This window comes from Janthinobacterium lyxosi, from assembly GCF_051380665.1.
Taxonomy (GTDB): domain Bacteria; phylum Pseudomonadota; class Gammaproteobacteria; order Burkholderiales; family Burkholderiaceae_D; genus Janthinobacterium.
In genome coordinates this window covers 51,489-75,818 of the sequence record NZ_JBNYXM010000023.1, presented here as the reverse complement: position 1 = coordinate 75,818, position 24,330 = coordinate 51,489, and the positions used below count along the sequence as shown (strand labels likewise).

Annotated in this window: 22 protein-coding genes; 18 read left to right on the top strand and 4 right to left on the bottom strand. The window is 62.9% G+C overall.

Annotated features, from left to right (window positions below; all coding sequences use genetic code 11):
* The first annotated feature begins 5 nt into the window (after window positions 1–5).
* From ACQ4WP_RS21565 to ACQ4WP_RS21535, 7 genes are all read left to right on the top strand, one after another.
* Window positions 6–1,769: an ABC transporter ATP-binding protein gene (locus ACQ4WP_RS21565; protein ID WP_436524214.1), complete on the top strand. Its 1,764-nt coding sequence runs from the start codon at window positions 6–8 to the stop codon at window positions 1,767–1,769.
* The gene (locus ACQ4WP_RS21560; protein ID WP_436524212.1) at window positions 1,763–3,529 is read left to right on the top strand and encodes an ABC transporter ATP-binding protein; all 1,767 of its coding nucleotides are present in this window, start codon (window positions 1,763–1,765) and stop codon (window positions 3,527–3,529) included. Before ACQ4WP_RS21565 ends, ACQ4WP_RS21560 begins: the two co-directional genes overlap by 7 nt.
* 16 nt (window positions 3,530–3,545) lie before the next feature.
* Window positions 3,546–4,499, top strand: coding sequence for an ABC transporter permease (locus ACQ4WP_RS21555; RefSeq protein WP_436524258.1), 954 nt, complete (start codon window positions 3,546–3,548; stop codon window positions 4,497–4,499).
* Window positions 4,496–5,446, top strand: coding sequence for an iron chelate uptake ABC transporter family permease subunit (locus ACQ4WP_RS21550; protein WP_436524210.1), 951 nt, complete (start codon window positions 4,496–4,498; stop codon window positions 5,444–5,446). The genes ACQ4WP_RS21555 and ACQ4WP_RS21550 overlap by 4 nt, the downstream gene beginning before the upstream one ends.
* Window positions 5,443–6,213 carry an iron ABC transporter ATP-binding protein gene (locus tag ACQ4WP_RS21545; RefSeq protein ID WP_436524208.1) on the top strand — a complete coding sequence of 257 codons (771 nt, stop codon included), beginning with the start codon at window positions 5,443–5,445 and terminating at the stop codon, window positions 6,211–6,213. The genes ACQ4WP_RS21550 and ACQ4WP_RS21545 overlap by 4 nt, the downstream gene beginning before the upstream one ends.
* A gap of 1 nt (window position 6,214) precedes the next feature.
* Complete coding sequence (locus ACQ4WP_RS21540) at window positions 6,215–7,198, top strand: siderophore ABC transporter substrate-binding protein (RefSeq protein ID WP_436524206.1); 984 nt, start codon at window positions 6,215–6,217, stop codon at window positions 7,196–7,198.
* Between the two features lie 102 nt (window positions 7,199–7,300).
* Window positions 7,301–9,748 carry a TonB-dependent siderophore receptor gene (locus ACQ4WP_RS21535; protein WP_436524204.1) on the top strand — a complete coding sequence of 816 codons (2,448 nt, stop codon included), beginning with the start codon at window positions 7,301–7,303 and terminating at the stop codon, window positions 9,746–9,748.
* Between the two features lie 5 nt (window positions 9,749–9,753).
* On the opposite strand, the gene ACQ4WP_RS21530 is transcribed toward ACQ4WP_RS21535, so the two are convergent.
* Window positions 9,754–10,590, bottom strand: a complete 837-nt coding sequence (locus ACQ4WP_RS21530) for a MipA/OmpV family protein (protein WP_436524202.1) — start codon at window positions 10,588–10,590, stop codon at window positions 9,754–9,756.
* The gene (locus ACQ4WP_RS21525) at window positions 10,587–11,081 is read right to left on the bottom strand and encodes a hypothetical protein (protein ID WP_436524200.1); all 495 of its coding nucleotides are present in this window, start codon (window positions 11,079–11,081) and stop codon (window positions 10,587–10,589) included. Before ACQ4WP_RS21525 ends, ACQ4WP_RS21530 begins: the two co-directional genes overlap by 4 nt.
* Before the next feature lie 133 nt (window positions 11,082–11,214).
* Between ACQ4WP_RS21525 and ACQ4WP_RS21520 the strand changes: the two genes are divergently transcribed.
* The 3 genes from ACQ4WP_RS21520 (at window position 11,215) to ACQ4WP_RS21510 (ending at window position 14,487) form a co-directional block, all read left to right on the top strand.
* Entirely contained in the window at window positions 11,215–12,309 is a 1,095-nt protein-coding gene (locus tag ACQ4WP_RS21520) for a type II asparaginase (RefSeq protein ID WP_436524198.1), read from the top strand.
* Between the two features lie 134 nt (window positions 12,310–12,443).
* Window positions 12,444–13,295 carry an MOSC domain-containing protein gene (locus ACQ4WP_RS21515; RefSeq protein WP_436524196.1) on the top strand — a complete coding sequence of 284 codons (852 nt, stop codon included), beginning with the start codon at window positions 12,444–12,446 and terminating at the stop codon, window positions 13,293–13,295.
* Between the two features lie 34 nt (window positions 13,296–13,329).
* Window positions 13,330–14,487: a GGDEF domain-containing protein gene (locus tag ACQ4WP_RS21510; RefSeq protein ID WP_436524194.1), complete on the top strand. Its 1,158-nt coding sequence runs from the start codon at window positions 13,330–13,332 to the stop codon at window positions 14,485–14,487.
* Here the strand turns inward: ACQ4WP_RS21510 and ACQ4WP_RS21505 are convergent, their stop codons facing one another.
* Window positions 14,488–16,467, bottom strand: coding sequence for a cation:proton antiporter domain-containing protein (locus ACQ4WP_RS21505; RefSeq protein WP_436524192.1), 1,980 nt, complete (start codon window positions 16,465–16,467; stop codon window positions 14,488–14,490).
* 84 nt (window positions 16,468–16,551) lie between these two features.
* Here ACQ4WP_RS21505 and ACQ4WP_RS21500 point away from each other — a divergent pair, with 84 nt between their 5' ends.
* The 8 genes from ACQ4WP_RS21500 to ACQ4WP_RS21465 all read left to right on the top strand — a co-directional run bounded on the left by ACQ4WP_RS21500 (window position 16,552) and on the right by ACQ4WP_RS21465 (window position 23,395).
* Complete coding sequence (locus ACQ4WP_RS21500) at window positions 16,552–17,586, top strand: KpsF/GutQ family sugar-phosphate isomerase (RefSeq protein WP_436524190.1); 1,035 nt, start codon at window positions 16,552–16,554, stop codon at window positions 17,584–17,586.
* Window positions 17,586–18,119: a KdsC family phosphatase gene (locus ACQ4WP_RS21495; RefSeq protein ID WP_436524188.1), complete on the top strand. Its 534-nt coding sequence runs from the start codon at window positions 17,586–17,588 to the stop codon at window positions 18,117–18,119. The genes ACQ4WP_RS21500 and ACQ4WP_RS21495 overlap by 1 nt, the downstream gene beginning before the upstream one ends.
* A 45-nt stretch (window positions 18,120–18,164) precedes the next feature.
* A complete protein-coding gene (lptC, locus tag ACQ4WP_RS21490) occupies window positions 18,165–18,776 on the top strand; it encodes an LPS export ABC transporter periplasmic protein LptC (RefSeq protein WP_436524186.1) in 612 nt (203 codons plus the stop codon).
* A gap of 25 nt (window positions 18,777–18,801) precedes the next feature.
* Entirely contained in the window at window positions 18,802–19,383 is a 582-nt protein-coding gene (gene lptA / locus ACQ4WP_RS21485; RefSeq protein ID WP_436524184.1) for a lipopolysaccharide transport periplasmic protein LptA, read from the top strand.
* Window positions 19,383–20,138: an LPS export ABC transporter ATP-binding protein gene (gene lptB / locus ACQ4WP_RS21480; RefSeq protein WP_099760888.1), complete on the top strand. Its 756-nt coding sequence runs from the start codon at window positions 19,383–19,385 to the stop codon at window positions 20,136–20,138. The genes lptA and lptB overlap by 1 nt, the downstream gene beginning before the upstream one ends.
* A 4-nt stretch (window positions 20,139–20,142) precedes the next feature.
* Window positions 20,143–21,624, top strand: coding sequence for an RNA polymerase factor sigma-54 (locus ACQ4WP_RS21475; RefSeq protein WP_436524182.1), 1,482 nt, complete (start codon window positions 20,143–20,145; stop codon window positions 21,622–21,624).
* A 69-nt stretch (window positions 21,625–21,693) separates the two neighbouring features.
* Window positions 21,694–22,053 carry a ribosome hibernation-promoting factor, HPF/YfiA family gene (gene hpf / locus ACQ4WP_RS21470; RefSeq protein ID WP_436524180.1) on the top strand — a complete coding sequence of 120 codons (360 nt, stop codon included), beginning with the start codon at window positions 21,694–21,696 and terminating at the stop codon, window positions 22,051–22,053.
* Window positions 22,054–22,309: 256 nt separating this feature from the next.
* Window positions 22,310–23,395: an enoyl-CoA hydratase/isomerase family protein gene (locus tag ACQ4WP_RS21465; RefSeq protein ID WP_436524178.1), complete on the top strand. Its 1,086-nt coding sequence runs from the start codon at window positions 22,310–22,312 to the stop codon at window positions 23,393–23,395.
* Here the strand turns inward: ACQ4WP_RS21465 and rapZ are convergent, their stop codons facing one another.
* Window positions 23,396–24,259, bottom strand: coding sequence for an RNase adapter RapZ (gene rapZ, locus ACQ4WP_RS21460; protein ID WP_436524176.1), 864 nt, complete (start codon window positions 24,257–24,259; stop codon window positions 23,396–23,398). It lies immediately after the preceding gene.
* Between the last annotated feature and the right edge of the window lie 71 nt (window positions 24,260–24,330).

Genomic DNA, 24,330 nt, shown 5'->3' with positions numbered 1-24,330 from the left:
TCTCCATGAGTAGCCAAAGCCGAGTCGGTCCGATCAGCCGGATACTGCAGCCCATCCGCGGACGCTTGATCGTCGCCGCCATGCTCGCCTGCACCGGTTCCATGCTCACGCTGGCACCGCTGGCGGGCATCGCGCACATCGCGCAAATTGCCCTGGACCCTGCGCTAGCGCAAGGCGATGTCTGGCCCACCATTATCGCCAGCGTTGCTTGTCTGTGCTTCGGTATGGCGCTGATGTCGCTGGGCGAGCTGGCCGCCCACCTGGCCGACAACCGCCTCACCCACCAGTTGCGCCTGCAAGCCATGCAGCGCCTGGGACAAGTGCCGCTGGGCTGGTTCACCAGCCGGGCCTCGGGCGAGGTCAAGCAGGCGATGCAGGACGACATCAACACCCTGCACAGTCTCACCGCGCACTTTTACACGACGACGGGACGCGCCGTGGGCGCTATCGCTATCTCGGTGATTTATCTGTTCGCCATGGACTGGCGCCTGGCCATCGTGGCGATCCTGCCATTTCCCGGCTTTTTCCTGTTTTTCGGCCGGGCCATGAAGGCCAGCGGGAGCAATATGCAGCAATTTGTCGCTGGCATGGGGCGCATCAACAATGCCGTGGTGGAGTTCGTCAACGGCATTCCCGTGGTCAAGGCCTTCGGCGCCACGGGCCGCGCGCACGGCAGCTACCGCACTGCCGTTGACGCCTTTGCCGAGGCGTTTGCCGCATTCACGCGCCCGCTGGTCGGTTCGATGGCGAATGCCAATGCGCTGATTGCGCCAGTCGCCGTGCTGGGCGTGGTGGTGATTGCCGGCACCGTGTTCGTGGCCCTGGGCTGGATGGCGCCCGTGGAAATTCTGCCGTTCGCCCTGGTGGCGCCCGGTATTTCCGCGCCGATGCTGCTGCTGCATTACCTCACGCACGACCTTAATAACGCCACCGGCGCGGCCCAGCGCGTGCAAGCCTTGCTCGATACGCCCGTGCTGGCACAGCTGGCGCCCGACCAGCAGCAGTTGCCAGATGGTACGGAGATCCGCATGGACGGCGTGGGCTATGCCTACGATGGACACAACAAGGTGCTGTCGGACATCTGCCTGACCTTGCGTCCTGGTACGGTCACGGCCATCGTCGGCGCCTCCGGTTCCGGCAAATCGACCCTGGCGCGGCTGTTGCTGCGTTTTTTCGACCCGACCGAAGGGCGCATCACCCTGGGCGGCGTCGACCTGCGGCACATCGCCACGCCAGAGCTGTACCGGCGCATCGGCTTCGTGCTGCAGGAAGTGCGGCTGATCCACGCCAGCGTGCGCGAAAACATCGCGCTGGGGCGGCCATCGGCCAGCGCGCAAGAGGTCGAAGAGGCGGCGCGCCTGGCGAACATCCACGAACGCATCCTGGCCTTGCCACGCGGCTACGATGCCGTGATCGGCGAGGATGCGCAGCTGTCCGGCGGCGAGCTGCAGCGCGTGAGCATCGCCCGCGCTGTGCTGCTCGACCCACCCGTGCTGGTGCTCGATGAAGCCACGGCGGCCGCCGATGCGGAAAACGAAGTGGCGATCCAGGATGCGCTGTCGCGCTTTGCCAGGGGCCGCACCCTGCTGGTGATCGCGCACCGGCTCGACACCATCATGCACGCCGACCACATCGTCGTCGTCGAGAACGGCGCCATCGTCGAGCAGGGCAGCCATGCCGGCTTGCTCGCAGGCAAGGGCCGCTATGCGCAACTGTGGGCGCTGGGCGGCTATCAGGATACCCAGGAAGGGGCGACCCCGTCATGCTGAAGACTTTCATGCAATTGCTGGGTGATGATGCGCCCGTGTTTTGCCGCTACTGTGCCATGGCCGTCGCGTATGGCGTGCTCAGCGGGCTGACGATGACCGCGCTGGTGTTGGCCCTGGGCCGCTTGCTGGCCGGCGATACGGGCGGCGCGGCCCTGTGGCTGCTGGTGCTGCTGACCGGGCTGGTGGCCTGCTGGGGCTGGCGGCGCCAGGTGGAAAAGGCCGGCGTGCGCGTGGGCGTGACGGTGCTGCAAGGGGCGCGCCAACGCCTGGGCGAGCACGTGGCACGCCTGCCCGTCGGCTGGTTCACGCCGGAGAACACGGCGAAACTGGGCCACGTCATCACGCAAGGCATGATGAATGTGGCCCAGCTGCCAGCTCACGTGCTCACGCCCGTGATCTGCGGTGCCGTCACGCCTTTGGTGCTCGTGGCCGCGCTGTTCGTGCTGCACTGGCCACTGGGTCTCATTGCGCTGCTGGCGCTGCCCATCCTGGCCGGAACCTTGCGGCTCACCGCGCATCTGGGCCAGCGCGCCGATGACGCCTATCACCGGCATTTTGCCCAGACCAGCCAGCGCCTGGTGGAGTTTGCGCAAGCGCAATCCGTCTTGCGCGCTTTCAATGGCAACGGCGGTGGTGGCGGCACGCGTTTCCTGCAGCAAGCCATCAATGAGCAGCGCCACGCCGGCTCACGGCTGATCTATCTGTCGGCTTTGTCATCGGTGCTCAACGCCTGGGCCGTGCAAGCCATCTTTGCCGCCTTGCTGGCCGCTGCCGCGCTGTGGCTGCAGAGCCTGCTGGGTGCGGCATCCGCTGCGAGCGACGCTATTTCTGTCATCGTGGCGCTGTTGCTGGTGGTGCGCTTTGTCGATCCGCTGCAGGAAGTGGCCAGTTATGGCGAAGTGCTGCGCGGCGCGCGGGGCCCGCTCGATGCGGCGCGCGATATTTTCGCCGTGCAGCCCTTGCCGGAAGCACACACGCCGCAGGCGCCGCGCGATGCTTCCGTTGAGCTGCGTGGCGTGGGCTTTCGCTATGCACAGGACCAGCCCGACGTATTGACGGACATCAATCTGCGCATTGCGCCGGGCAGCATGACGGCGCTGATCGGCGCTTCCGGCTCCGGCAAGACAACCCTGGTGCGCCTGATCGCGCGCTTCTTTGACGCCAGTGCAGGCACGGTGCTGGTGGGCGGCGTCGATGTGCGGAACATGTCCAGCGAACAACTGGCAGGGCAGATCGGCCAGATCTTCCAGGACAGTTATCTGTTCCAGGGCAGCATCGCCGACAACATCCGCATCGGCAAGCCGGATGCGACCGATGCCGAGGTGCTGGAAGCGGCGCGCCAGGCGGGCGTGGCCGAGATCATCGCCCGCTTGCCGCAAGGATTCGATGCTTTGGTGGGCGAGGGCGGCGCGCGCCTGTCCGGCGGCGAGCGCCAGCGCATCGCCATCGCCCGCGCACTGATCAAGGATGCGACTATCCTGCTGGTCGACGAAGCGACGGCTGCGCTCGACGCGGAAAACCAGGCCGCCATCGCCGAATCGCTGGCGCGGCTGCGCGGCAAGCGCACGGTGATCGTCATCGCCCACCAGCTGTCGACGGTGGCGATGGCCGACCAGATCGTCGTGCTCGATGGTGGTGTGCTGCGCGAGCAGGGCGCACCCAGCACCTTGCGCGAGCAGGATGGCTTGTATACCCACTTCCTGGCCCAGCGCCAGGCGGCCAAGGGCTGGCGTATCGCCGCCGCAGCGCCGCCGCCATGAACGGGATGACGATTTGATACATGCGCGTCTGTTTTTCCTGTTCTTGATCCTGTGTTGCGCCTCGCTGTTGGTCGGTGCCAGGCACATCGCCTGGACGCAGCTGTTTGCGCTGTCCGACGCGCTGTCCGCTGATGCATGGCTGACCCTCACGGCCAGCCGGCTGCCGCGCCTGGCAGCGCTGGTGCTGACGGGCGTGGGCCTGTCCGTCTGCGGCGTCATCCTGCAACACATCGTGCGCAACAAATTCGTTGAGCCGGCCACCTCGGGCGGCCTCGACGCGGCCAAGCTGGGCATCCTCGTCGCGCTGAGCGTGGCGCCCGCAGCGGGCACGGCCTGCAAGATGGCGTTCGCGCTGGCCTTCTGCTTCGCCGCCAGCTTGCTGTATGTGGGCTTGATCCGCCGCATCCGCTTCAAGAACACGATCCTGGTGCCCGTCATCGGCCTCGTGTATGGCGGCGTGCTCAGTGCCGTGGCCGAGTTCTATGCCTACCGCAACAATATGTTGCAAAGCATGCAGGGCTGGCTGCTCGGCGATTTCTCGAAAATCGTCCAGGGCAACTATGAAATCATTTATCTGATCCTGCCCATCGTTGCCCTCACGTATCTGTACGCGCAGCGTTTCACGTTACTGGGCTTGGGCGAGGGCATGGCTACCAGCCTGGGCCTGAATTATGGGGTCACGGTGGCGCTGGGTCTGATGCTGGTGGCCGTCACGGTGGCGGCCACGGTGATCACGGTGGGCGCCATCCCGTTTGTCGGGCTGGCCATCCCCAACCTGGTGGCCTTGCGCCATGGCGACAACCTGGGCCGCACCTTGCCCATCGTGGCCCTGTGCGGCGCCTCGCTGCTGCTGGCCTGCGATATCGCCGGGCGATTGCTGATCTACCCGTTCGAGGTGCCGATCGGCCTGACGGCGGGCGGCGTGGGCGGCCTGCTGTTTCTCGCGCTGATCGTCCGGGGGCGGCGATGAGGCGCATATTGAAGCAGCGGACACTGTGGCTGGCCGTGTTTGCCCTGGCGATGGCCTTTCTCTTCGTCGGCGCAAATCTGGATTTCGATTACATCCTCCCCAAGCGCCTGGCGCGCCTGGCTGCCATCGTCATCGGCGGCGTCTGCGTGGCAGTGTCCTCCATTATTTTCCAGACCATCGCCGGCAACCGGATATTGACGCCGGCCGTCATGGGCTACGAAGCCGTGTACCTGCTGCTGCAGTCGCTGCTGATCCTCGCGATGGGCATGCATAGCGTGGTGCTGCTGGGACAGAACGGCAATTTTGTCGTGTCGATTGCGCTGATGCTGGCCTACTCCTGGGCCATCCATTACTGGCTGTTTCGTGATGGCAAGAACAACGTGTACTTCCTCTTGCTGCTGGGATTCGTGCTGACGATGGTGATCGGCACATTGACCCAGTTCATCCAGCTGCGCATCAGTCCCGGAGAGTTTGCCATTTTGCAAGGATTCAGCCAGGCATCGTTCAACAAGGCGCAGCCCGCGCAGTTGCTGACCTCGGCGCTGCTGGTGGGCGCCGCCTGCCTGGCCATCGTCAAGGCCATGCCGGCGCTCGATGTGCTGGCGCTGGGATGCGAGCAAGCCATCTCGCTCGGTATCGATTACCGGCGCATGGTGCAGCTGCAGCTGGCGCTGATCGCCGTGCTGGTGGCGGTGTCGACGAGCCTGCTGGGTCCCACGGCCTTCATGGGCATCTTTGTGGCGAACACAACGTATGCACTGGCACGCACGGCGCGCCATCGCGCCACCTTGCCGCTGGGCTGCGCCATCGCCATCGCCATCTTTCTGGTCGCCCAGCTGCTGGTCGAGCACGTTTTCAACTACCGGACCACCGTTGGCATCCTCGTCAACCTGGTGTGTGGCGCGTATTTCCTCGCGCTCATGGTCCGTACCCGAGGCACAGCATGATTCACGTCAACCATATCGAGAAAAGCTATGGCGCAAAGCGCGTGCTGGCCAACGTCAGCGCGCAGTTTCCCAAGGGGCAAGTGACGTCGCTGATTGGCCCGAATGGGGCCGGCAAGACCACCTTGCTGATGCTCATTGCGCGTCTGCAGGAACCGAACGGCGGCGAGATTGCAATTGCTGGGCGCCGCATCGCCGATATCAGCGTGCAGGAGTACGCGAAGCAAGTGGCCACCCTGCGCCAGTCGCCCGATTTCAACCTGCGCCTGACGGTGGAAGAGCTGGTCGCCTTCGGCCGCTTCCCCTACAGCCGTGGCACGCTGACGGCGCAGGACCGGCAAGCCATCGATGACGCCATCGCCTTTTTGTCGTTGGAATCGCTGCGCCTGGCGTATGTCGATGAACTGAGCGGCGGCCAGCGCCAGATGGCGTTCCTGGCCATGACGATTGCCCAACAGACAGATATTTTGCTGCTCGACGAACCGCTCAACAACCTCGACATGAGGCACGCCGTGCAGATCATGCGCGCGCTGCGTCGCCTGTGCGACGAGCAGGGGCGCACCGTGATCCTGGTGATTCACGACATCAATTTCGCCGCCAATTACTCGGACCACATCGTCGCCATGCAGGGCGGCGCCGTGCGCTTTTCTGGCCCCGCGCACGAGGTCGTCACGGAGGCGCGCTTGCGCGCGCTGTACGACATCGATTTTTACATCGTGCGCAACGAGCGTGGCTGTGTCTGCAATTACTTTACCCCTACAGGAGCTTGAGATGATCTGGAACAAATCCCGCTGCGCGCTGGTCGTGCTGCTCGCCGCCATGGCCGCCCTGCAAGGCTGCACCGACAAGGCGGCCATGGCGCCGCCAGCGCCTGCCGCCTCTGCGCCACCGCAGGCATTTTCTCCCATCACCATCGTGCATAAACTGGGCACGACGGTGATCGAACAGCGTCCGCAGAGGGTGGCTGTGCTCGACATGAACGAAGTCGATTTCCTCGACCAGCTGGGCGTGCCCGTGGCCGGCATGGTGAAGGATTACGTGCCGCATTTCCTCACGCGCTACAAGGATGACCAGGGCATCCGCGACCTGGGCGCCATCGTGCAGCCTAATCTCGAACACCTCCATGCGCTCAAGCCCGACCTGGTGCTGATGACGTCGATCCAGGCCAATCATTACAAGGAACTGAGCCAGATCGCGCCCACGGTGCACTTCGACGTGGATTACCAGAACAGCGAGAGCAAGCACATCGAGGTGGTCAAGCAGCACTTGCTGACCTTGGGACGCATCTTCGGCAAGGAAGACATCGCCCGCCTGAAAGCGCTGGGACTTGACGCCAAAGTGGCGGACGCGCGCAAGGTGACGCAAGACCGTCCCGAGAAGGCGCTGATCGTGCTGCACAATAACGGCGCCTTCAGTTCCTTCGGCGTGCAATCGCGCTACGGTTTTGTCTTCGACGCGCTGGGCGTGAAACCGGCCAGTTCGGCCATCGAGGCGGGCTTGCATGGCCAGCCGATTTCCAGCGAGTTCATCCAGCAAGCCAATCCCGACATTATTTATGTTGTGGACCGCACGGCCGTGATGGAACACCGTCCCGTCATGACGGCCGAACAGATGGCCAATCCGCTGTTACGCCAGACCAATGCCTGGAAGAACGGCCGCGTGGTCTTTGTCGATGCCGATGCCTGGTACATCACGGCGGCCAGCGTGACGTCGCTGAAATTGGTGATCGATGACGTGCTCAAGGGTTATCAGTGATAAGTATTTTAGTAATGATTCGTATTTAGATTGAGGATTCTGTCTTTTCGTTCGGGAGATAGGGTGAGAACAAGCAATCATCCATCTGAAAGGATTTACCGTATGAGCAAACGCATGGCAACGCGCCACCTTCCCGTTTTGAACCTGAACCGCCTCGCCACCGCCGTGCAGCTGGCGCTGATCACGGGCTTGACCGTGGGGGCGCTGGGCGTGGCGGCCACGCCGGCCTTTGCGCAAGCGGCGCAGGCACGGCAAGCGTTCAGCGTGCCGGGCGGTACACTGGGCCTGGCGCTCAACGCCTTTGCTGCCGAGGCGGGCATCGAATTGACGGTCGAGGCTAGCCTGCTGCAAGGCAAGAACAGCGCCGGCCTGTCCGGCAGCTACAGCGTGCCCGAAGGCTTTTACGAATTGTTGCGCGGACACGGCTTGCAAGCCGTGCGCGAGGGCAATGGCAGCTACACGCTGCGCCGCGAACCGGCACGCAGCACCGCGGCAGAAGCCGCCGCAACCATGCCAGCCGTGACGGTCTGGGGCAAAGGCAACACTGTCACCGATGCCTATGCCGGCGGGCAAGTGGCTTCCGGCGGCCGCGTGGGCTTCCTGGGCGACAAGGATTTCATGGAAACCCCGTTCAACACCATCAGCTATACGGATAAATTCATCGAAGACCGGCAAGCGCGCGATATCACCGATGTGATCTCGGCCACCGATCCCACCGTCTTCAGCAGCGGCATGACGGGCATCATCGGCGAAAACTACTCGATACGCGGTTTCAGTTCCGGCACCAGCGACGTCGCGTTTGGCGGGCTGTTCGGCGTTTCGCCCGTGTACCGCACCTCGCCCGAGATGTTCGAGCGCATCGAAGTGCTGAAAGGCCCGTCGGCCTTGCTCAACGGCATGCCGCCGGGTGGTTCGGTGGGCGGCAGCATCAACCTGGTACCCAAGCGCGCGGGCGATGCGCCGCTGGCGCGCGTGACGGCGTCGTATATGTCGGATGCGCAATGGGGCGGCCATGTGGACCTGGGCCAGCGTTTTGGCGAGAATAAACAATTCGGCATCCGCATCAACGGCGTCTACCGCGACGGCGAAGGCGCCATTGACCACCAGAAAAAGAAGACCCGGCTCGTCTCCGTGGGCCTCGACTGGCGTGGCGTTGGCGCGCGCCTGTCCGCCGACCTGTACAGCAGCGAAGACCGCGCGCGGGGCTTGAACCGGGGCGTCAACCTGGTCGCCGGCCTGCCCGTGCCGCGCCCGCCGAAGGCGGAGACCTTGCTCAATCCAAGCTGGGCCTTCTATGACACGAAGGACAAGGGTGCCATGCTGCGTGGCGAATATGACGTCAACGAACAACTGATGGCGTATGCCGCCATCGGTGCCAGCAAGGCCGATTACCAGTCGACGGGCGCTTACCTGATCCAGGTATTCAATACGGCCGGCGACTACCGCACCAATCTGGCTGACCTGGGTTTTAAACTGGAAAAACAATCGGCGGAAGTGGGCGTGAAAGGCAAGTTCCGTACAGCGAGCATCAGCCATCAATGGGCGGCCAACGCCACGTATTACCGCCACACGGACCAGCAGTTCGGCCGCCGCAATGTGCTGGACAAGGACTGGATCACGAATATCTACCGCCCCGTATGGGGACCGGCCACGCGCTTTGACGCACCGCAAATTTCGAAGACGGAACTGCGCCTGGCCAGTGTCGGCCTGGTCGATACCCTGTCGTTTGCGCAGGATCAAGTACAACTGACGGTGGGCGTGCGGCGCCAGGAAGTGCTCAACGACAGCTTCAACGTGAAGACGGGCGCGCGAAGCTCCCGCTATGACGCCGCTGCCACGACGCCGGCCGTCGCCCTGCTGGTCAAAGCCGCCAGGAACGTTTCGCTGTACGCCAACTACATCGAGGGCTTGAGCCAGGGTGCGACGGCCCCCATGACGGCGGCCAACGCGGGGGAAGTGTTTGCCCCGTACAAGTCCAAGCAGATGGAGGCCGGCGTGAAGGTCGACCTGGGTGAATTCGCCCATACGCTCAGTGTGTACGAAATCAAGCGCCCCAGCAGCTATGTTGATCCGGTCAGCAACGTCTTTTCCTTTGGCGGCGAACAGCGCAACCGCGGCATCGACTGGGGCTTCTTCGGCTCGCCCGTGCGCGACGTTCGCCTGATGGGCGGTATCGCCTATGTGGACCCGACCCTGGCCAGGACGAATAACGGCATTAACCAGGGCAAGCAGGCGGCCGGCGTGCCCAAGCTGCAGGCCAAGCTGGGCGTGGAGTGGGATGCGCCGCAAGTGCCGGGCGTGACCCTGACGGCGAATGCGACGGCGGCATCGAAGCAATACATCAATGAAGACAATTCCATGTCGGTACCGGGCCGCAGCGTATTTGACCTGGGCGCGCGCTACGCCACCCGCGCCGCCGGCCGGCCGTTGACCCTGCGCGCCAGCGTGAGCAACGTGAGCAACAAGGCGTATTGGGCGTTGCCGCAATGGACCAGCCTGGGGCTAGGCGCCCCGCGCACCTTCATGCTGTCGGCCACGACGGAGTTTTAAGCCGGCTAGTCATCCGGGCCCCGTGCCAGGCTGTCCGAGCGTTGCCACGTCCATAGCAGGCCGACGCCGGCCGAGGTGCCGCTGTTCTGGCGCAACAGGGGGCTGGCGCGGTTGGCGGCGCCTGAGTAAGTGTCGTAGCGTACAAAGGCAAAAGCGCGCCAGTCCTGGTGCAGCCGGTACGAACCGCCCAGGCCCAGCCGCGTGAGCATCAGCCCGCTTTTTGCCGCATACGCCGGGCGCTGATCGGTGGCAAACGCGGGGCTCACGCCATAAAAGTAATCGTTGATGGCGGCATTGCCCAGCACGGCGCCCAGGCTGGCATCGAGATGCCATGCCTGCTGCTCGCCTTGCAGCGCATACACGAAGCGCGGCTCGAACGTGGCGCCCTGGCGGCGCAGGCCGTCGCGCGCTTCGATGACGGCGCGCAGGGGCAGTTCCAGGCCCAGGCGGCTGTTGCGGGTCGGTTCGGCCAGCTTGATTTTCAGGCGCGGGCCAAACTCCACCAGGGTGCCCAGGTCCGGCATGCCGCGCCGGGCCGGCACGTCGCTGGACCTGGCCGGCAAGGACAGGGCAAAACCCACGTCAAATTCCACCCGCTCCGTATCGAGCAGGCGTGCGCCCACGCCGGAGCGGTCGGCGCGCAATACTTTCCCGCGATAAATCAGATAGGGCAGGGCCAGGCTGCGCGTCGAGCGCTCGCTGGCGCCGGGATAGGCGGGCGTGACGGCCGTGCCGCCGAAGACGCCTGCTTCCCATAATGGCAGCGGTGGTTCGACGGCGCGCGCCGGTGCCATGGCGGCGAAGAGGGCGGAGGCGGCCAGAAAGGTGCGTACGGTGTTCATCGAGGGACTCCGCAAGGTTTGCCGACTGGCAGCGATTCCAGGTCGGCAAAGGCGCCCAGCGCCCACGCTTGATGAAAGCCCAGTTCATTGCGCACGGCCAAGGCTTGCGTCGTCTTGCCCTGGCGTTCATATTGGTCGATCAGCGCCTTGTAGCTGAGGGCGCCCGACCGTTCGGTCTTCCTTGCCAGCGCGATGGCTTGGCGGAAATGAAATTCGGCCGCATCGTAGCGGCAGGCCCCGCTGGCGGCCCGTCCCGCCTGGTGATGCAGCCGCGCCTGCCAAGCGAGATCGCCTCGGCCCAGTTCGGCATTGTCGGCCGCGGCCGCGTAGCTGCGCATGGCTTGCGCCCAGTCGCCCTGGCTGGCTGCCTCCCGCGCGAACTGTTCCTGCTGCGCCGCCGTGCGCAGTTCTATCTGCGTGGAACAGGCGTTAAGCGCCATCACGACCAGCGGCGCGATGAGGCAAGAGCGGAAGGGGAGCAATGTGGACATGGCGCCACTGTAGCGCAAGGGCGGGCGCGCACGTTTGCGCGCTACGCATGAATTCGGGATTTACCCGCGCACGGATGACATATAATTTGCACACGACTTTGTTATTTTTGACAGTACACCTCACGGGAGCACCATGTTTTCACGCAAATTCCATTCTTGTGCACAGCTGATGCTGGCTACTTTGCTGATGGGCTTTATCGCCGCTTCCCCCGCGCGCGCGCAGCAAGCGGCCGTCAAATTGCCGAATGTGGTGATTCTGGCCACGGGCGGCACGATCGCCGGCAGCGGCGCCGACAGCACCACCACCGTCGGCTACACCTCGGCCACCGTGGGCGTCGAGCGCTTGATTGCGGCCGTGCCGGAACTGAAAAAAGTGGCGAATGTGAAAGGCGAGCAAGTGTTTCAGATCGCCAGCGAAAGCATGGGCAATAGCCACTGGCTGGCCCTGGCCAAGCGCATCAACGTGCTGCTGGCCTCGAACGATGTCGATGGCGTGGTCGTCACGCACGGCACCGACACCATCGAGGAAACGGCATATTTCCTGAATCTGACCGTGAAGAGCCATAAACCGGTGGTGGTGGTGGGCGCCATGCGTCCGTCGACCGCCATCTCGGCTGACGGCCCCATCAACCTGTACAACGCCGTGATGCTGGCCGGCAGCAAGGAAGCCGTGGGCAAGGGCGTATTGGTGGCCTTGAACGACCAGATCAACGCCGCGCGCGAAGTGACCAAAACCAACACCTCGACGACCGACACCTTCAAGTCGCCGGAACTGGGCATGCTCGGCTACATCCAGGGCAGCAAGGCCTTCTTTTACCGCCAGTCGACGCGCAAGCACACCTTGGAATCGGAATTTGACATCAGTAAGCTCGATTCCCTGCCGCAAGTCGATATCGTGTATGGCTACGCCAATATGCACCGTGTCGGTATGGACGCCTTCATTGCCGCTGGCGCCAAGGGCATCATCCACGCGGGCGTGGGCGATGGCAGCGTGGCCGCGCAAATGAAGCCGGCCCTGGTGGAAGCGCGCCAGAAGGGCGTGCTGATCGTGCGTTCGAGCCGCGTCGGCCAGGGCATCGTGGCGCGCAATGGCGAAGCCAACGACGATGAACTCGACAGTGTCGTGTCCGACACCCTGAACCCGCAAAAAGCCCGCATCCTGCTGATGCTGGCCTTGACCAAGACCAATAGTACGCAAGAAATCCAGCGTATTTTCTATACGTATTGATCCTTGTCGCGCCAGGCCAGCCTTATTGGCTGAGTCTGGCTGATTTACGCTTGCCCGCTTTGCTGCCATACTTCGTTTCTGAATAACTCCTGGCAGAAGCAGCAACACTGTTCCTTGTCCCTTGTCCCTTGTCCATGGCTATCCTGTCCGACATCATCCTGTATCCGATCAAATCGTGCGCCGGCATCCACTTGCAGGAGGCAGTGCTCACGCATTCCGGGCTGATGAGCGAGCATGTATTCGACCGCGAATGGATGGTGGTGGACGAGCAAGGCCGCTTCCTGACCCAGCGCGAACATCCGCGTATGGCGCTGATCGTGCCGCGCATCAAGGCCACCACGCTGGAGTTACGTGCGCCGGGCATGCTGCGCCTGGAAATCGCACTGGGCTTGCCGCATCCACAATTGGCGCCCATGCTGGAAGTGCAGGTGTGGGACGATACCGTGCGCGCCTACGATTGCGACGACGTCACGGCCACCTGGTTTTCCAACGCCATCGGCGTGCCGTGCCGCCTGGTGCGCTTTCACCCGGACGTGGTGCGCACCACCAGCACAGAATGGGCGAATGGAATTGCCGCCGCGACCATGTTTGCCGATGGCTACCCGGTGCTGATCGCCGGTAGTGCCTCGCTAGCCGATGTCAATGACAAGTTGCGCGCCGCCGGTCGCGAGGCGCTGCCGATGAACCGTTTCCGGCCCAACCTCGTTATCGGCGACATCGGCGCCTTCGAGGAAGACTACGCCGCGTTCCTGCAATTTGGCGCCACCGTGTTAAAACCCGTCAAGCCGTGCTCGCGCTGCCCGATCCCGTCGGTGGACCAGGCCACGGGCGTGCCCGGACCGGACCCGCTCGACGTCATGCATGGCTATCGCGCGAAGCCAGAGCTCGACGGCGCCATCTGCTTTGGCATGAATGCCATCGTCACCGAAGGCGGCGATGAGCGTATCGTGGTGGGGCAGGATATCGGTTTCGAACTGGCATTTTAAGCATGGTGCCCGTACAGAAGGGTTTAAGGTTTCTATGAATCAAGCAATACCGCCGGACCCGCGCATTGCCAGCCTCGAAGCCGAAAACCAGGCCTTGCGCGCGCGCATGGCTTTCCTGCTGGAACAGGTCGAGCGCAACCACGACATCATGTGCCGCCACCAGGCGTTCGACCTGGAAATCGTCGGCGCGTCCACGTTTCCCGAACTGATCGGCACCATCTTCCGCACCCTGCCCGTGATTTCCGACCTCGACGGCGTCACCCTGAGCCTGCTCGACGAGGATGACGATATCGTGCTGGTGATGGAAAAGCTGGGCGTCGATTTCAGCGCCTTTCCGCAGTTGCTGTTCGTGCATGCCGTGGCGGAGCTGGGTTTTGCCGCGCCGGCACTCGTGGCCGAGGGCGAAGCGGCCTTGCCGCCGTTGCCGCTGCTGGGTGCCTTCGATGCTGCCGTGCATGGCCCGCGTTTTCCGCAGATCGACGCTCTGCGCAGCGTGGCGCTGGTACCCTTGCTGCGCAACAAGCGCCTGATTGGCAGCCTGAACCTGGCCAGTAGCGACGCGACGCGCTTTACGCCTGCGCTGGGCACGGATTTCATCAAGCACATGGCTTCCATCATCGCCATTTGCCTGGAAAACGTGATCAGCAATGAAATGCTGAAATACATCGGCTTGACCGATTCCTTGACGGGCGTCTACAACCGGCGCTATATCGACCGCCGGCTGCTGGAAGAAATCGCCCGCGCGCGGCGCCAGAATTATTGCATTTCATGCATGTATATCGATATCGACCATTTCAAGCTGGTCAATGACACCTATGGCCACCAGGGCGGCGATGAAGTGCTGCGCGAAGTGGCCACGCGCATTCGCACGGAGTTGCGCCGCTCCGATGCGTTGGGCCGCTTCGGCGGCGAGGAATTCGTCGTGCTGCTGATCGACGCCGACCTCGACAGTGCGACGTTTGTTGCCGAACGCATCCGCGCCAGCATCGCCGGCACCATGTTTGACTTGCCGGGCAGCGCGCAGGCGTGGGTCAGCGTATCGATCGGCGTGGCCAGCCTGGAAGCGGGCGCGGCCCTGCTACCGATCGAAACGGTGGCGCAGCAACTGGTGGCGCACGCCGACCAGGCCCTGTACCAGGCCAAGGCGGATGGCCGCAACAAGGTCGTCAGCTGGCAGGCGCAGGTCGAATAATTATTTCAACAGCAAGGTTTCGGCTTTGGCCACGGCATCGGCCGTGCCGCGCAGCACCACCACGTCGCCGCTGGCCAGCTGTGTCTCGGGGGTAACATCAAGGCTGTCGCGGCCGCGGCGGATGGCCGTAACAAACGCGCCGCAGCCAGCCACGTCGATCGCGCTCAACGGTAAACCCACGCAGTGCGCGCCCTCGTTGACGGTGACCGTATGCAGGCGTTCCAGCTCGGCATCGTCGCCCGCGTCGCTGGAACCGTGGAAATAGCCGCGCAAGGAGGCGTAGCGCTCTTCGCGCGCCGCCTGCACCCGATGCACCACGCGGCGCAGGGGTACGCCCATCATGATCAGCGCGTGCGAAGCGAGCATCAGGCTGCCTTCCATCAATTCCGGCACCACTTCGGCCGCGCCCGCGCTTTTCAGCAGGTCGAGGTCGGTGTCGTCGTGGCTGCGCACGATAACGGGTAAAGTCGGCGCCATTTCTTTAAGTAGATGCAATAACTTCAGTGCCGAGGGCGTGTTGGCGTAGGTAATCACCACGGCGCTGGCCCGGTAGATGCCGGCCGCGACCAGGCTTTCGCGCCGGCCCGCGTCGCCATACGAGACGTGGGCGCCGGCCAGCTGCGCTTCCTGCACCCGTTCCGGGTCCAGGTCCAGCGCGTGGTATTCGATCTTTTCTTCTGCCAGCAGGGTGGCCAGGCTTTGCCCGCTGCGCCCGAAGCCGGCGATCAGCACGTGTTTCTGCGACGCCATGGTGCGCGTGGCGATCTTTGTCAGGGCCAGCGACTGCATCATCCAGTCATTCGCCGCCAGTTTCATGACGATGGCGTCGGACTTGGCGATGAGGAAGGGCGCCGCCAGCATCGACAGCACCATCGAGGCCAGCACCACCTGCACGACGAACGGATCCATCAACTTGATGCCGCCCGCCAGGTTCAGCAGCACGAAGCCGAACTCGCCCGCCTGCGCCAGTCCCAGCCCCGTGCGCAGGGCCACGCCGTTGCTCGAACCGAACAGCCGGGCCAGGCCCGCGATCAGGGCGAATTTCAGCAGCACGGGGCCGCACAGCAGCAGCAAGACCAGCCACCAGTTGTCGAGCACCACGCGGATATTGAGCAGCATGCCGACAGTGATGAAGAACAGGCCCAGCAGCACGTCGCGGAACGGTTTGATATCCTCTTCCACCTGGTGCTTGAATTCCGTCTCGGAAATGAGCATGCCGGCAACAAAAGCCCCCAGGGCCAGCGACAGCCCGGCCCGTTCCGTGATCCAGGCCGCGCCCAGCGTGATCAGCAGCAGGTTGAGCATGAACAATTCTTGCGAGCGGCGCTTGGCGACGATGGTGAGCCAACCCCGCACCAGCTTCTGGCCGATGAATAGCAGCAAGATCAGTACGACCAGGGCCTTGCCGCCCGCCCAGGCCAGGGTTTCGGCCAGGTTGTCCGAATCGCGCGTGAGGGCGGGAATCAGGATCAGCAGGGGCACCACGGCCAAGTCCTGGAACAGCAGGATGCCGATGATCTTACGGCCGTGTTCGCTTTCCAGCTCCAGCCGTTCCGTGAGCATTTTCGAGACGATGGCCGTCGACGACATGGCCAGCGCGCCACCCAGGGCAAAGGCGGCTTGCCAGCTCAGGTGGATGTAGGCGGACAGGTAGCGCCCGACGAACCAGCCGAAGACGACGGTGGCGACGATGGTGGTGACCACCTGCGCCATGCCCAGGCCGAAGACGATGCGCCGCATGGCGAGGAACCTGGGAAGCGAGAATTCGAGTCCGATGGAAAACATCAGGAAGACGACGCCGAACTCGGCCAGGGTGTGGCTGGCCTCGTTTTCCGCTGCCAGGCCCAGCGCGTGGGGGCCGATGACGATACCGACGGCCAGGTAGCCCAACATGGGCGGCAAATGCAACATTCTGAAAGCGACCACGCCCAGCACGGCGCTGCCGAGTAACATCAGGGTCAGTTCAAGCGAGGAAAACATGGGTTGCCCGGTACGGTCAATGGAAATCGTTGTTTGTTGTGACTGGCAAGTTTTTTGCTTTCCTAATTCGTTTATACTTTGGGCATGAGTGTAACCCATGAAAAAACAATGCTGAAAGCTTTTGATCGAATTGACATGCAAGCGACGACCGAGCGCGCCGTCGCGCTGGCCCGCACCACCTTGCAGATCGAGTCCGACGCCATCGTTGCGCTGCACGCGCGCCTGGCCACGGACGACAGCGTGGGGCGCGCCGTGGCGATGTTGCTGCAATGTAAGGGGCGTGTCGTCGTCTCGGGCATCGGCAAGTCCGGCCATATCGCGCGCAAGATTGCCGCCACCCTCGCTTCCACCGGCACCCCGGCCCTGTTCGTGCATCCGGCCGAAGCGGCCCATGGCGACCTGGGCATGGTCACCTCGGAAGATGCTTTTATTGCCATATCGTACTCAGGCGAATCGTCGGAACTGATGGCCATCATGCCCGTCGTCAAGCGCATGGGTGGCGTGCTCATTTCCATGACGGGCAAGCCGAACTCCAGCCTGGCCCAGTTGGCCGACGTGCACCTGGATATTTCTGTTGAGAAAGAAGCCTGTCCGCTGAACCTGGCGCCGACGGCCAGCACCACCGTGACCCTGGCCCTGGGCGACGCGATCGCCGTGGCCTTGCTCGACTTGCGCGGCTTCAAGGAAGAAGATTTCGCCCGCTCGCACCCGGGCGGCGCCCTGGGCCGCCGCCTGCTCACGCACGTGCATGACGTCATGCGCAGCGGCGAACGGGTGCCCAAGGTGCCCGTGCAGGCGTCCTTGCTGCAGGCGCTGGAAGAAATGACGAAGAAGGGCATGGGCATGACGGCCGTCGTCGATGCGGATGACCGCCCCGTGGGCGTGTTTACCGATGGCGACTTGCGCCGCATGTTCGAGCGCGTGCAGGATTTCACGCAAGTGGCGATCCGCGACGTCATGCATGCGCAGCCGCGCAGCATCGCGCCCGAGCGCCTGGCCGTCGACGCCGTGGCCGTGATGGAGCAGTTCCGCATCAACCAGATGCTGGTCGTCGATGCCGACGGCAAGCTGGTGGGCGCCCTGCATATCCATGATCTGACGCAAGCGAAGGTGATCTGATGGACAGCGTAGCGGACAACCTGGCGCGCGCGGCCAAGGTCAAACTGATGATCTTTGACGTCGATGGCGTGCTCACCGACGGCAGCCTGCATTTCGGCCCCGATGGCGAGATGATGAAAACGTTTAATGTGTATGATGGCCTGGGCATCAAGCTGCTGCAGGAATCGGGCGTGCAGACGGCCATCATCAGCGCGCGCCGCTCGGCCATCACGGCGCGCCGCGCGCAAGACCTGGGCATTACCCATGTGCACCAGGGCGGTCACGACAAGTTGACGCCGTTTCGCGAACTGCTGGCGCTGACGGGTTTGACGGAAGAGCAATGCGGCTATATCGGCGACGATGTCATCGATGCGCCCATCCTGCGCCGCGTGGGCTTTGCCGTCAGCGTGCCGGGCGGGCGTCCGGAAGCGCAAGGACTGGCGCACCATGTGACGCAGGCCGGCGGCGGCCGTGGCGCGGTGCGCGAGATCTGTGAATTCCTGCTGCGCGCCCAGGATAACTATGCGCGCGTCATGGCGCCGTTCCTGGAGTGAGGCGCATTGCCTCGCCGCCAGTGACATTTGAAAGAGTGAAACCCTATGCGTAAGCCAGGAGGCGCCCATCGCTGGCGCATGATTTTTACCGTGCTGGGGGCCGTCGTCTTTGCGCTGGGCAGTTTTTGGCTGCTGGAAGTGATGAACAAGAATGCCCAGGACATCACGGCCAGCAAGCATCTGGATGAGCCAGACTATTTCATCACCAATTTCAGCCTGGTGCGCATGGACTTGACGGGCAAGCCCAGCTATATCGTGTCGGGCACCAAGCTCACGCATTATCCGCTGGATGATTCATCCGATATCGACCAGCCTTTCGTGCGCAAGCTCACGCCCGGCATGCCGCCGATGAACATGAATGCGGAGCTGGCGCATATCGATCAGGACAATACCCGGCTGCAACTGCGCCGCAAGGTCGTGATCGACCGGGTGGCCAGTCCGAAGGCGCAGAACCTGACAGTCAAGACGGAAGCGCTGACGGTGTTTCCGGATGAGGAAAGAATGGAAACGGACGTGCCTGTCGATATCCTGACGGGCGCCTCGCGCATCAATGGCATCGGCATGAAGGCGAATAACGCTACCGGCGTGGTGGAAGTGCAGAATGCGCTGCGCATGGTCCTCCCGCCGAAACCGCGCCCGGCCGCGGCGGCAAAATGACAGAATGAAACAAGGAAACCATACTATGAAGAACATCTTGCTGTTGACCGTATTTTCTCTGGCCATGATGGGCGTGGCGCATGCCGAGAAGGCCGATTCCGAGAAGGAAGCTGTCATCACGGCACGTAGCGGCCATGTCGACGACATCAAGCAGGTGCGTACCCTGACGGGCGACGTCGTGCTGGTCAAGGGTACCTTGACCATGAAGGCGGGCCGGGCCCTGATCACGGAAGACCCGCAAGGCTACCAGTTCATTACCTTCTGGGCCGATCCCGGCAAACTGGCCACCTTCCGCCAGAAGCGCGATGGCGCGGGCGACCTGTGGGTCGAAGGCGAAGCGGAGCGCGTGGAATACGACAACAAGACGGAAGTGGTGAAACTGTTTTCCAGGGCCAAGCTGACGCGCCTGGAAGGCACAAAAGTGACTGACGTGGCCAATGGCGCCTTCATCTCGTATGACAGCCGCAAGGAAGAATTTGCGATGGAAAATTCGAATAGCGGCACCAGCACCCCGGATGGCGGCAGCGTGCGCATGGTGATCCAGCCGAAGCCCAAGGCACCGGCGGCGGAGAAAGCGCCGGCCACGCCCGCGCCAGGAAAGAAATAATGGACAATACACGTTGCGGCAGCACCCTGATCGTTCGCGGGCTGCAAAAAACCTATGGCAAGCGGCAAGTCGTGCATGATGTCTCGCTGCAAGTCGAATGCGGCGAAGTGGTCGGGCTATTGGGTCCGAACGGCGCCGGCAAGACCACCTCGTTCTACATGATCGTCGGCCTGGTGCCGTCCGACGGCGGCAGCATCGATATCAGCGGCGTGGACATTTCCCGCCTGCCGATCCACCGCCGCGCGCAGATGGGCCTGTCGTATCTGCCGCAGGAAGCGTCCGTGTTTCGCAAGCTGACGGTGGAAGACAATATCCGCGCCGTGCTGGAAATCCAGACCGTCGAAGGCCGTCCCCTGAAGAAGGCCGAGATCGAGGAGCGCCTGGATAAATTGCTGGCCGACTTGCAGATTGAAAAGTTGCGCGAGAACCAGGCGCTGTCCCTGTCGGGCGGCGAGCGCCGCCGCGTGGAGATCGCCCGCGCGCTGGCCACCGACCCGCGTTTCGTGCTGCTCGACGAGCCATTCGCCGGTGTCGACCCCATCGCCGTGATCGAGATCCAGCGCATCGTGCGCTTCTTGAAGGAGCGCAATATCGGTGTCCTGATCACCGATCATAATGTGCGCGAGACGCTGGGTATCTGCGACCGTGCCTACATCATCAACCAGGGCTCGGTGCTGGCGTCGGGACGCCCCGACGACATCATCGCGAACGAGTCGGTACGCCGGGTCTATCTGGGCGAACACTTCCGCATGTGAGCCAATGAAACAATCATTGCAGCTGCGCACTTCGCAGCACCTGGCACTGACGCCGCAGTTGCAGCAATCGATACGCCTGTTGCAATTGTCTACCCTGGAATTGCACCAGGAGCTAGAGCAATTGCTGACGGACAATCCCTTGCTCGAACGCCTCGACGATCCGCTCGACCGTTCGCTGCGCCTGCTGTCCGATGGCGCCTTGAGTTCCACGGCTGCGCCGGCCGAAGCACCGCCCCAGCCGCCAGGCCAGGAGGCGCCTGCAGCGCCGGCCGAAGCGGAAACCTTTGACGGAGAGGCCGCCGGCGACAGCCCGGCTGCAGCGGAGGGCGGCGACAGCGACTGGAGCGAGGCGAGCCGGGGCAAGGCGCCCGACGACGAAGATTCCCGCCCGCAACTCGAAGCCCATCACTGCACCCTGCGCGAACACTTGATGGAGCAGATGCGCGTGACGGTGCTCGAATTGCGCGACCGCGCGCTGGTCGAGCTGATCATCGACGCACTCGATGACAACGGCTACCTGGAAGAGTCGCTCGACGACATCCTGGCACGCCTGCCGCAAGAGCTGGAAATCGACGCCGACGAGATGCGCACGGCCTTGTCGCTGCTGCAAAGTTTCGATCCGCCCGGCGTGGGCGCGCGCAATGCGTCCGAATGCCTGGCGCTGCAAATCAAGCGTTTGCCGCACATCGCCATGGTGACGCGGCGCATGGCCCTCGTCATCGTGGAAAAGCACCTGGCCTGGTTTGCCCAGCGCGATTTCAACAAGCTGAAAAAAGCCCTCGATTGCGACGATGAGGACTTGCGCGAAGCGCAGACGGTGATTCGCCAGTGCAATCCGCATCCGGGTGCCGTCTTCGCCTCGGATGTGTCCGATTACGTGGTGCCCGACGTCGTCGTCAAGCGCGCGCGCAATGGCTGGCAAGTCACCCTGAACAACGACGTCATGCCGCGCCTGCGCGTGAACGCCATGTACGCCAACTTGCTCAAGCAGGGCAAGGGCGAGGGCGCCATGGGCGCACAGTTGCAGGAAGCCAAGTGGCTGATCAAGAATATGCGCCAGCGCTTTGACACGATCTTGCGCGTGGCGCAGGCGATAGTAGAAAGACAAAAGAACTTTTTCTCGCATGGGGCCGTTGCCATGCGCCCCCTTGTGCTCCGTGAAATAGCTGATACACTGGGTTTACACGAGAGTACTATCTCGCGGGTAACAACCCAAAAGTACATGCTGACCCCGCATGGCATGTTTGAGTTGAAATATTTCTTTGGTAGCCACGTCGCCACCGAAGCGGGGGGCGAAGCGTCATCGACGGCGATACGGGCATTGATCGTGCAACTGACAGGAGCAGAAGACCCTAAAAATCCTTTATCCGACAGTAAGATTGCGGACATGCTGGGGGAACAAGGCATGGTGATTGCGCGACGTACTGTTGCCAAATACCGGGAAGCGTTGAAAATTCCGCCAGTGAGCCTGCGTAAGTGTTTGTAAGTTTTTTTCGGTTCCTCTGCGGGCCGGATAGGATGGACCGCACGAACCCGATCATCTTTAGGAGTGTGTATGAATCTCACCATCAGCGGACATCATCTCGAAGTCACACCAGCCATCCGTGAATATGTACAAACGAAGCTGGAGCGCGTGAAACGTCATTTCGATCAAGTCATCGATATTGCCGTGATTCTGACCGTGGATAACCTCAAAGAGAAAGAAAAACGTCAAAAGGCCGAAGTCAACCTGCGTCTGAGTGGTAAAACTGTCTACGTGGAAAGCCTGGCGCAAGACTTGTATGCCGCGATCGATACCCTGATCGACAAGCTGGACAGGCAAGTGATGAAATACAAAACCAAAGTGCAAGGGCACGGTAAAGAGGCGATCAAGCATCTGCCAGACAACTCGGACGAAGAATTCGCCGCCGCCTAAGAACACCAAAAAACCTGCTGCGCGTCGCGATTTGCGGCCTCCGATGCTCACTGTGCATACGCACAGCTCCGCTTCTCAGCCACAACTCACATCCGCTCGCTACGGTTTTTCCACGTGTTCCACGGCCTGCGACTTTGAACCGGTTGTGATCAACTAGGGGCGCACCTTGCGCCCTTTTTTGCGCCCGAACCTGTCGAACGCAATGTTCCCTCGCAGGCGCTAGAATGTGGCCACTCTCACTTCTTTTCATTTTGCCATGAGCGACTTCGTCCAGACCTCCATCCGCAACCGTACGGGCCACATCGTTCTCGACCGCCCGAAAGCCTTGAATTCCCTGTCGCTGGAGATGGTGCGTGCCCTGAGCACGGCCCTGCTGGCCTGGCGCGCCGATCCGCAGGTGGACGCCGTGGTCATCCGCTCCAGCAGCGAGAAAGCCTTGTGCGCCGGTGGCGACATCCGCTTCTTTTACGATGCGGGCCTGGCCACGCCGCAAGGCGGCAGTGCCCAGCTGGAAGATTTCTTTACGGAAGAATACGCTTTAAATCATTTGATTCATTTCTATCCGAAACCGTATATTGCCGTGCTGGATGGCGTGGTGATGGGCGGCGGCATGGGCGTGGCGCAAGCCGGGCCTGGCAACCGCCTGCGCATCGTCACGGGCCGCACGCGCATGGCCATGCCGGAAGTCAATATTGGCTTGTTCCCGGACGTGGGCGGCAGTTATTTCCTTTCCCGCTTGGCGGGCCAACTGGGCCTGTACCTGGGATTGACAGGCTTGACGATCAACGCGGCCGATGCCCTGTACACGGGCCTGGCCGATGTGTACCTGCCCGAGGCGCAGATGGGGGCGCTGCTGGCCCTGTTCGAATCGACGCCGGGCGAGGCCTTGCCGGTGGCCATCAAGGCGCTGGCAGCACCGTTCCAGGCCGAGGCGGGGGCTTCTCCCCTGGCCACGGCGCGCGCGGCGCTGGACCGCCATTTCGGCGCCGGTTCGGTGGCCGCCATCATGGCGTCGCTGACGCAGGACGACAGCGCGTTCGCCGGCAAGGCCCTGGCGGCCATGCGCCTGCGTTCGCCGCTGATGATGTCGGTGACCCTGGAATTGCTGCAGCGGGGCGCCCGCCTGGGCGTGGCCGATTGCCTGCGCATGGAGCGCAGCGTGGTGCGCCATAACTTCGAACATGGCGAAGTGCTCGAAGGCGTGCGCGCGCTGGTGGTCGACAAGGACAATGCGCCGCGCTGGAACCCTGCCAGCCTGGACGAGGTCGACGCGGCCATGGTGGCGCGCTTCTTTGCCCCCGTCTGGCCGGCGCCAGCGCATCCGCTACGCCACCTGGATTAACTAGGAGCGCTCGCGGTGACGCAGCACGACCCGTTCATTCGGGCTGAAGTATTGCGCCAGCCGTTCCGCCATGTACACGGAGCGGTGCTGGCCGCCCGTGCAACCGAGCGCCACGGTCAGATAGCTGCGGTTGTCGGATTTGAATGACGGCAACCACTTCTCGATGAAGGCGCGGATGTCGGCCAGCAGTTCCAGCGCGCTCGGCTGCGCGTCGAGGAAGGCGATCACGGGCGCATCGCGTCCGTCGAGCGGGCGCAGCGCCAGGTCGTAATAGGGATTGGGCAAGGCCCGCACATCGAAGACGAAATCGGCGTCCAGCGGCACGCCCAGCTTGAAGGCGAACGATTCGAAGAACAAGGTCAGCGGCGCGCGTTCGGAGGCGACGATATCCTTGATCCAGGCGCGCAATTTGTTGGCGCTCAGTTCCGAGGTATCGATCACATGGCCCAATTGCTCGATCGCTGACAGGCGTTCCCGTTCTTCCGAGATGCATTCGATCAGGGTGCGGCGGCTGGCCGGGTTCTGGTTCGGGCGCAATTCGTGCGACAGGGGATGGCTGCGCCGCGTTTCCGAAAAACGCGCCACCAGCGAATGCGTGGTCGCCGTCAAAAACATGACTTTGACGTCGTGCCCCTGGTCGCGCAGCAGCGCCACATTGTGTGGCAGGCTGGTCAGCGACTCGGCGCTGCGCGCATCGACGGCGACGGCCAGTTGCGGCGTCCCTTCGTCGAGCAAGGTTTGCACCAGGCTGGGCAGCAAGGCCGGTGGCAGGTTGTCGACACAATAATAGCCGGTATCTTCCAGCACATTGAGCGCGACGGATTTACCGGAGCCGGATATTCCGGTGATAAGGACTATATGCATACGCCGATCATACAATAAAGATCGGCGTTCTGCTTCCGAGGCAATTGTCTTTACAAATTATTGCAATTATT

Bases quoted from the DNA above. Each gene is read 5' to 3' on its own strand.
- ACQ4WP_RS21565 (WP_436524214.1), top strand. From the start codon at position 6: ATGAGTAGCCAAAGCCGAGTCGGTCCGATCAGCCGGATACTGCAGCCC.
- ACQ4WP_RS21560 (WP_436524212.1), top strand. From the start codon at position 1,763: ATGCTGAAGACTTTCATGCAATTGCTGGGTGATGATGCGCCCGTGTTT.
- ACQ4WP_RS21550 (WP_436524210.1), top strand. From the start codon at position 4,496: ATGAGGCGCATATTGAAGCAGCGGACACTGTGGCTGGCCGTGTTTGCC.
- ACQ4WP_RS21545 (WP_436524208.1), top strand. From the start codon at position 5,443: ATGATTCACGTCAACCATATCGAGAAAAGCTATGGCGCAAAGCGCGTG.
- ACQ4WP_RS21540 (WP_436524206.1), top strand. From the start codon at position 6,215: ATGATCTGGAACAAATCCCGCTGCGCGCTGGTCGTGCTGCTCGCCGCC.
- ACQ4WP_RS21535 (WP_436524204.1), top strand. From the start codon at position 7,301: ATGAGCAAACGCATGGCAACGCGCCACCTTCCCGTTTTGAACCTGAAC.
- ACQ4WP_RS21530 (WP_436524202.1), bottom strand. From the start codon at position 10,590: ATGAACACCGTACGCACCTTTCTGGCCGCCTCCGCCCTCTTCGCCGCC.
- ACQ4WP_RS21525 (WP_436524200.1), bottom strand. From the start codon at position 11,081: ATGTCCACATTGCTCCCCTTCCGCTCTTGCCTCATCGCGCCGCTGGTC.
- ACQ4WP_RS21520 (WP_436524198.1), top strand. From the start codon at position 11,215: ATGTTTTCACGCAAATTCCATTCTTGTGCACAGCTGATGCTGGCTACT.
- ACQ4WP_RS21515 (WP_436524196.1), top strand. From the start codon at position 12,444: ATGGCTATCCTGTCCGACATCATCCTGTATCCGATCAAATCGTGCGCC.
- ACQ4WP_RS21510 (WP_436524194.1), top strand. From the start codon at position 13,330: ATGAATCAAGCAATACCGCCGGACCCGCGCATTGCCAGCCTCGAAGCC.
- ACQ4WP_RS21505 (WP_436524192.1), bottom strand. From the start codon at position 16,467: ATGTTTTCCTCGCTTGAACTGACCCTGATGTTACTCGGCAGCGCCGTG.
- ACQ4WP_RS21500 (WP_436524190.1), top strand. From the start codon at position 16,552: ATGAGTGTAACCCATGAAAAAACAATGCTGAAAGCTTTTGATCGAATT.
- ACQ4WP_RS21495 (WP_436524188.1), top strand. From the start codon at position 17,586: ATGGACAGCGTAGCGGACAACCTGGCGCGCGCGGCCAAGGTCAAACTG.
- lptC (WP_436524186.1), top strand. From the start codon at position 18,165: ATGCGTAAGCCAGGAGGCGCCCATCGCTGGCGCATGATTTTTACCGTG.
- lptA (WP_436524184.1), top strand. From the start codon at position 18,802: ATGAAGAACATCTTGCTGTTGACCGTATTTTCTCTGGCCATGATGGGC.
- lptB (WP_099760888.1), top strand. From the start codon at position 19,383: ATGGACAATACACGTTGCGGCAGCACCCTGATCGTTCGCGGGCTGCAA.
- ACQ4WP_RS21475 (WP_436524182.1), top strand. From the start codon at position 20,143: ATGAAACAATCATTGCAGCTGCGCACTTCGCAGCACCTGGCACTGACG.
- hpf (WP_436524180.1), top strand. From the start codon at position 21,694: ATGAATCTCACCATCAGCGGACATCATCTCGAAGTCACACCAGCCATC.
- ACQ4WP_RS21465 (WP_436524178.1), top strand. From the start codon at position 22,310: ATGAGCGACTTCGTCCAGACCTCCATCCGCAACCGTACGGGCCACATC.
- rapZ (WP_436524176.1), bottom strand. From the start codon at position 24,259: ATGCATATAGTCCTTATCACCGGAATATCCGGCTCCGGTAAATCCGTC.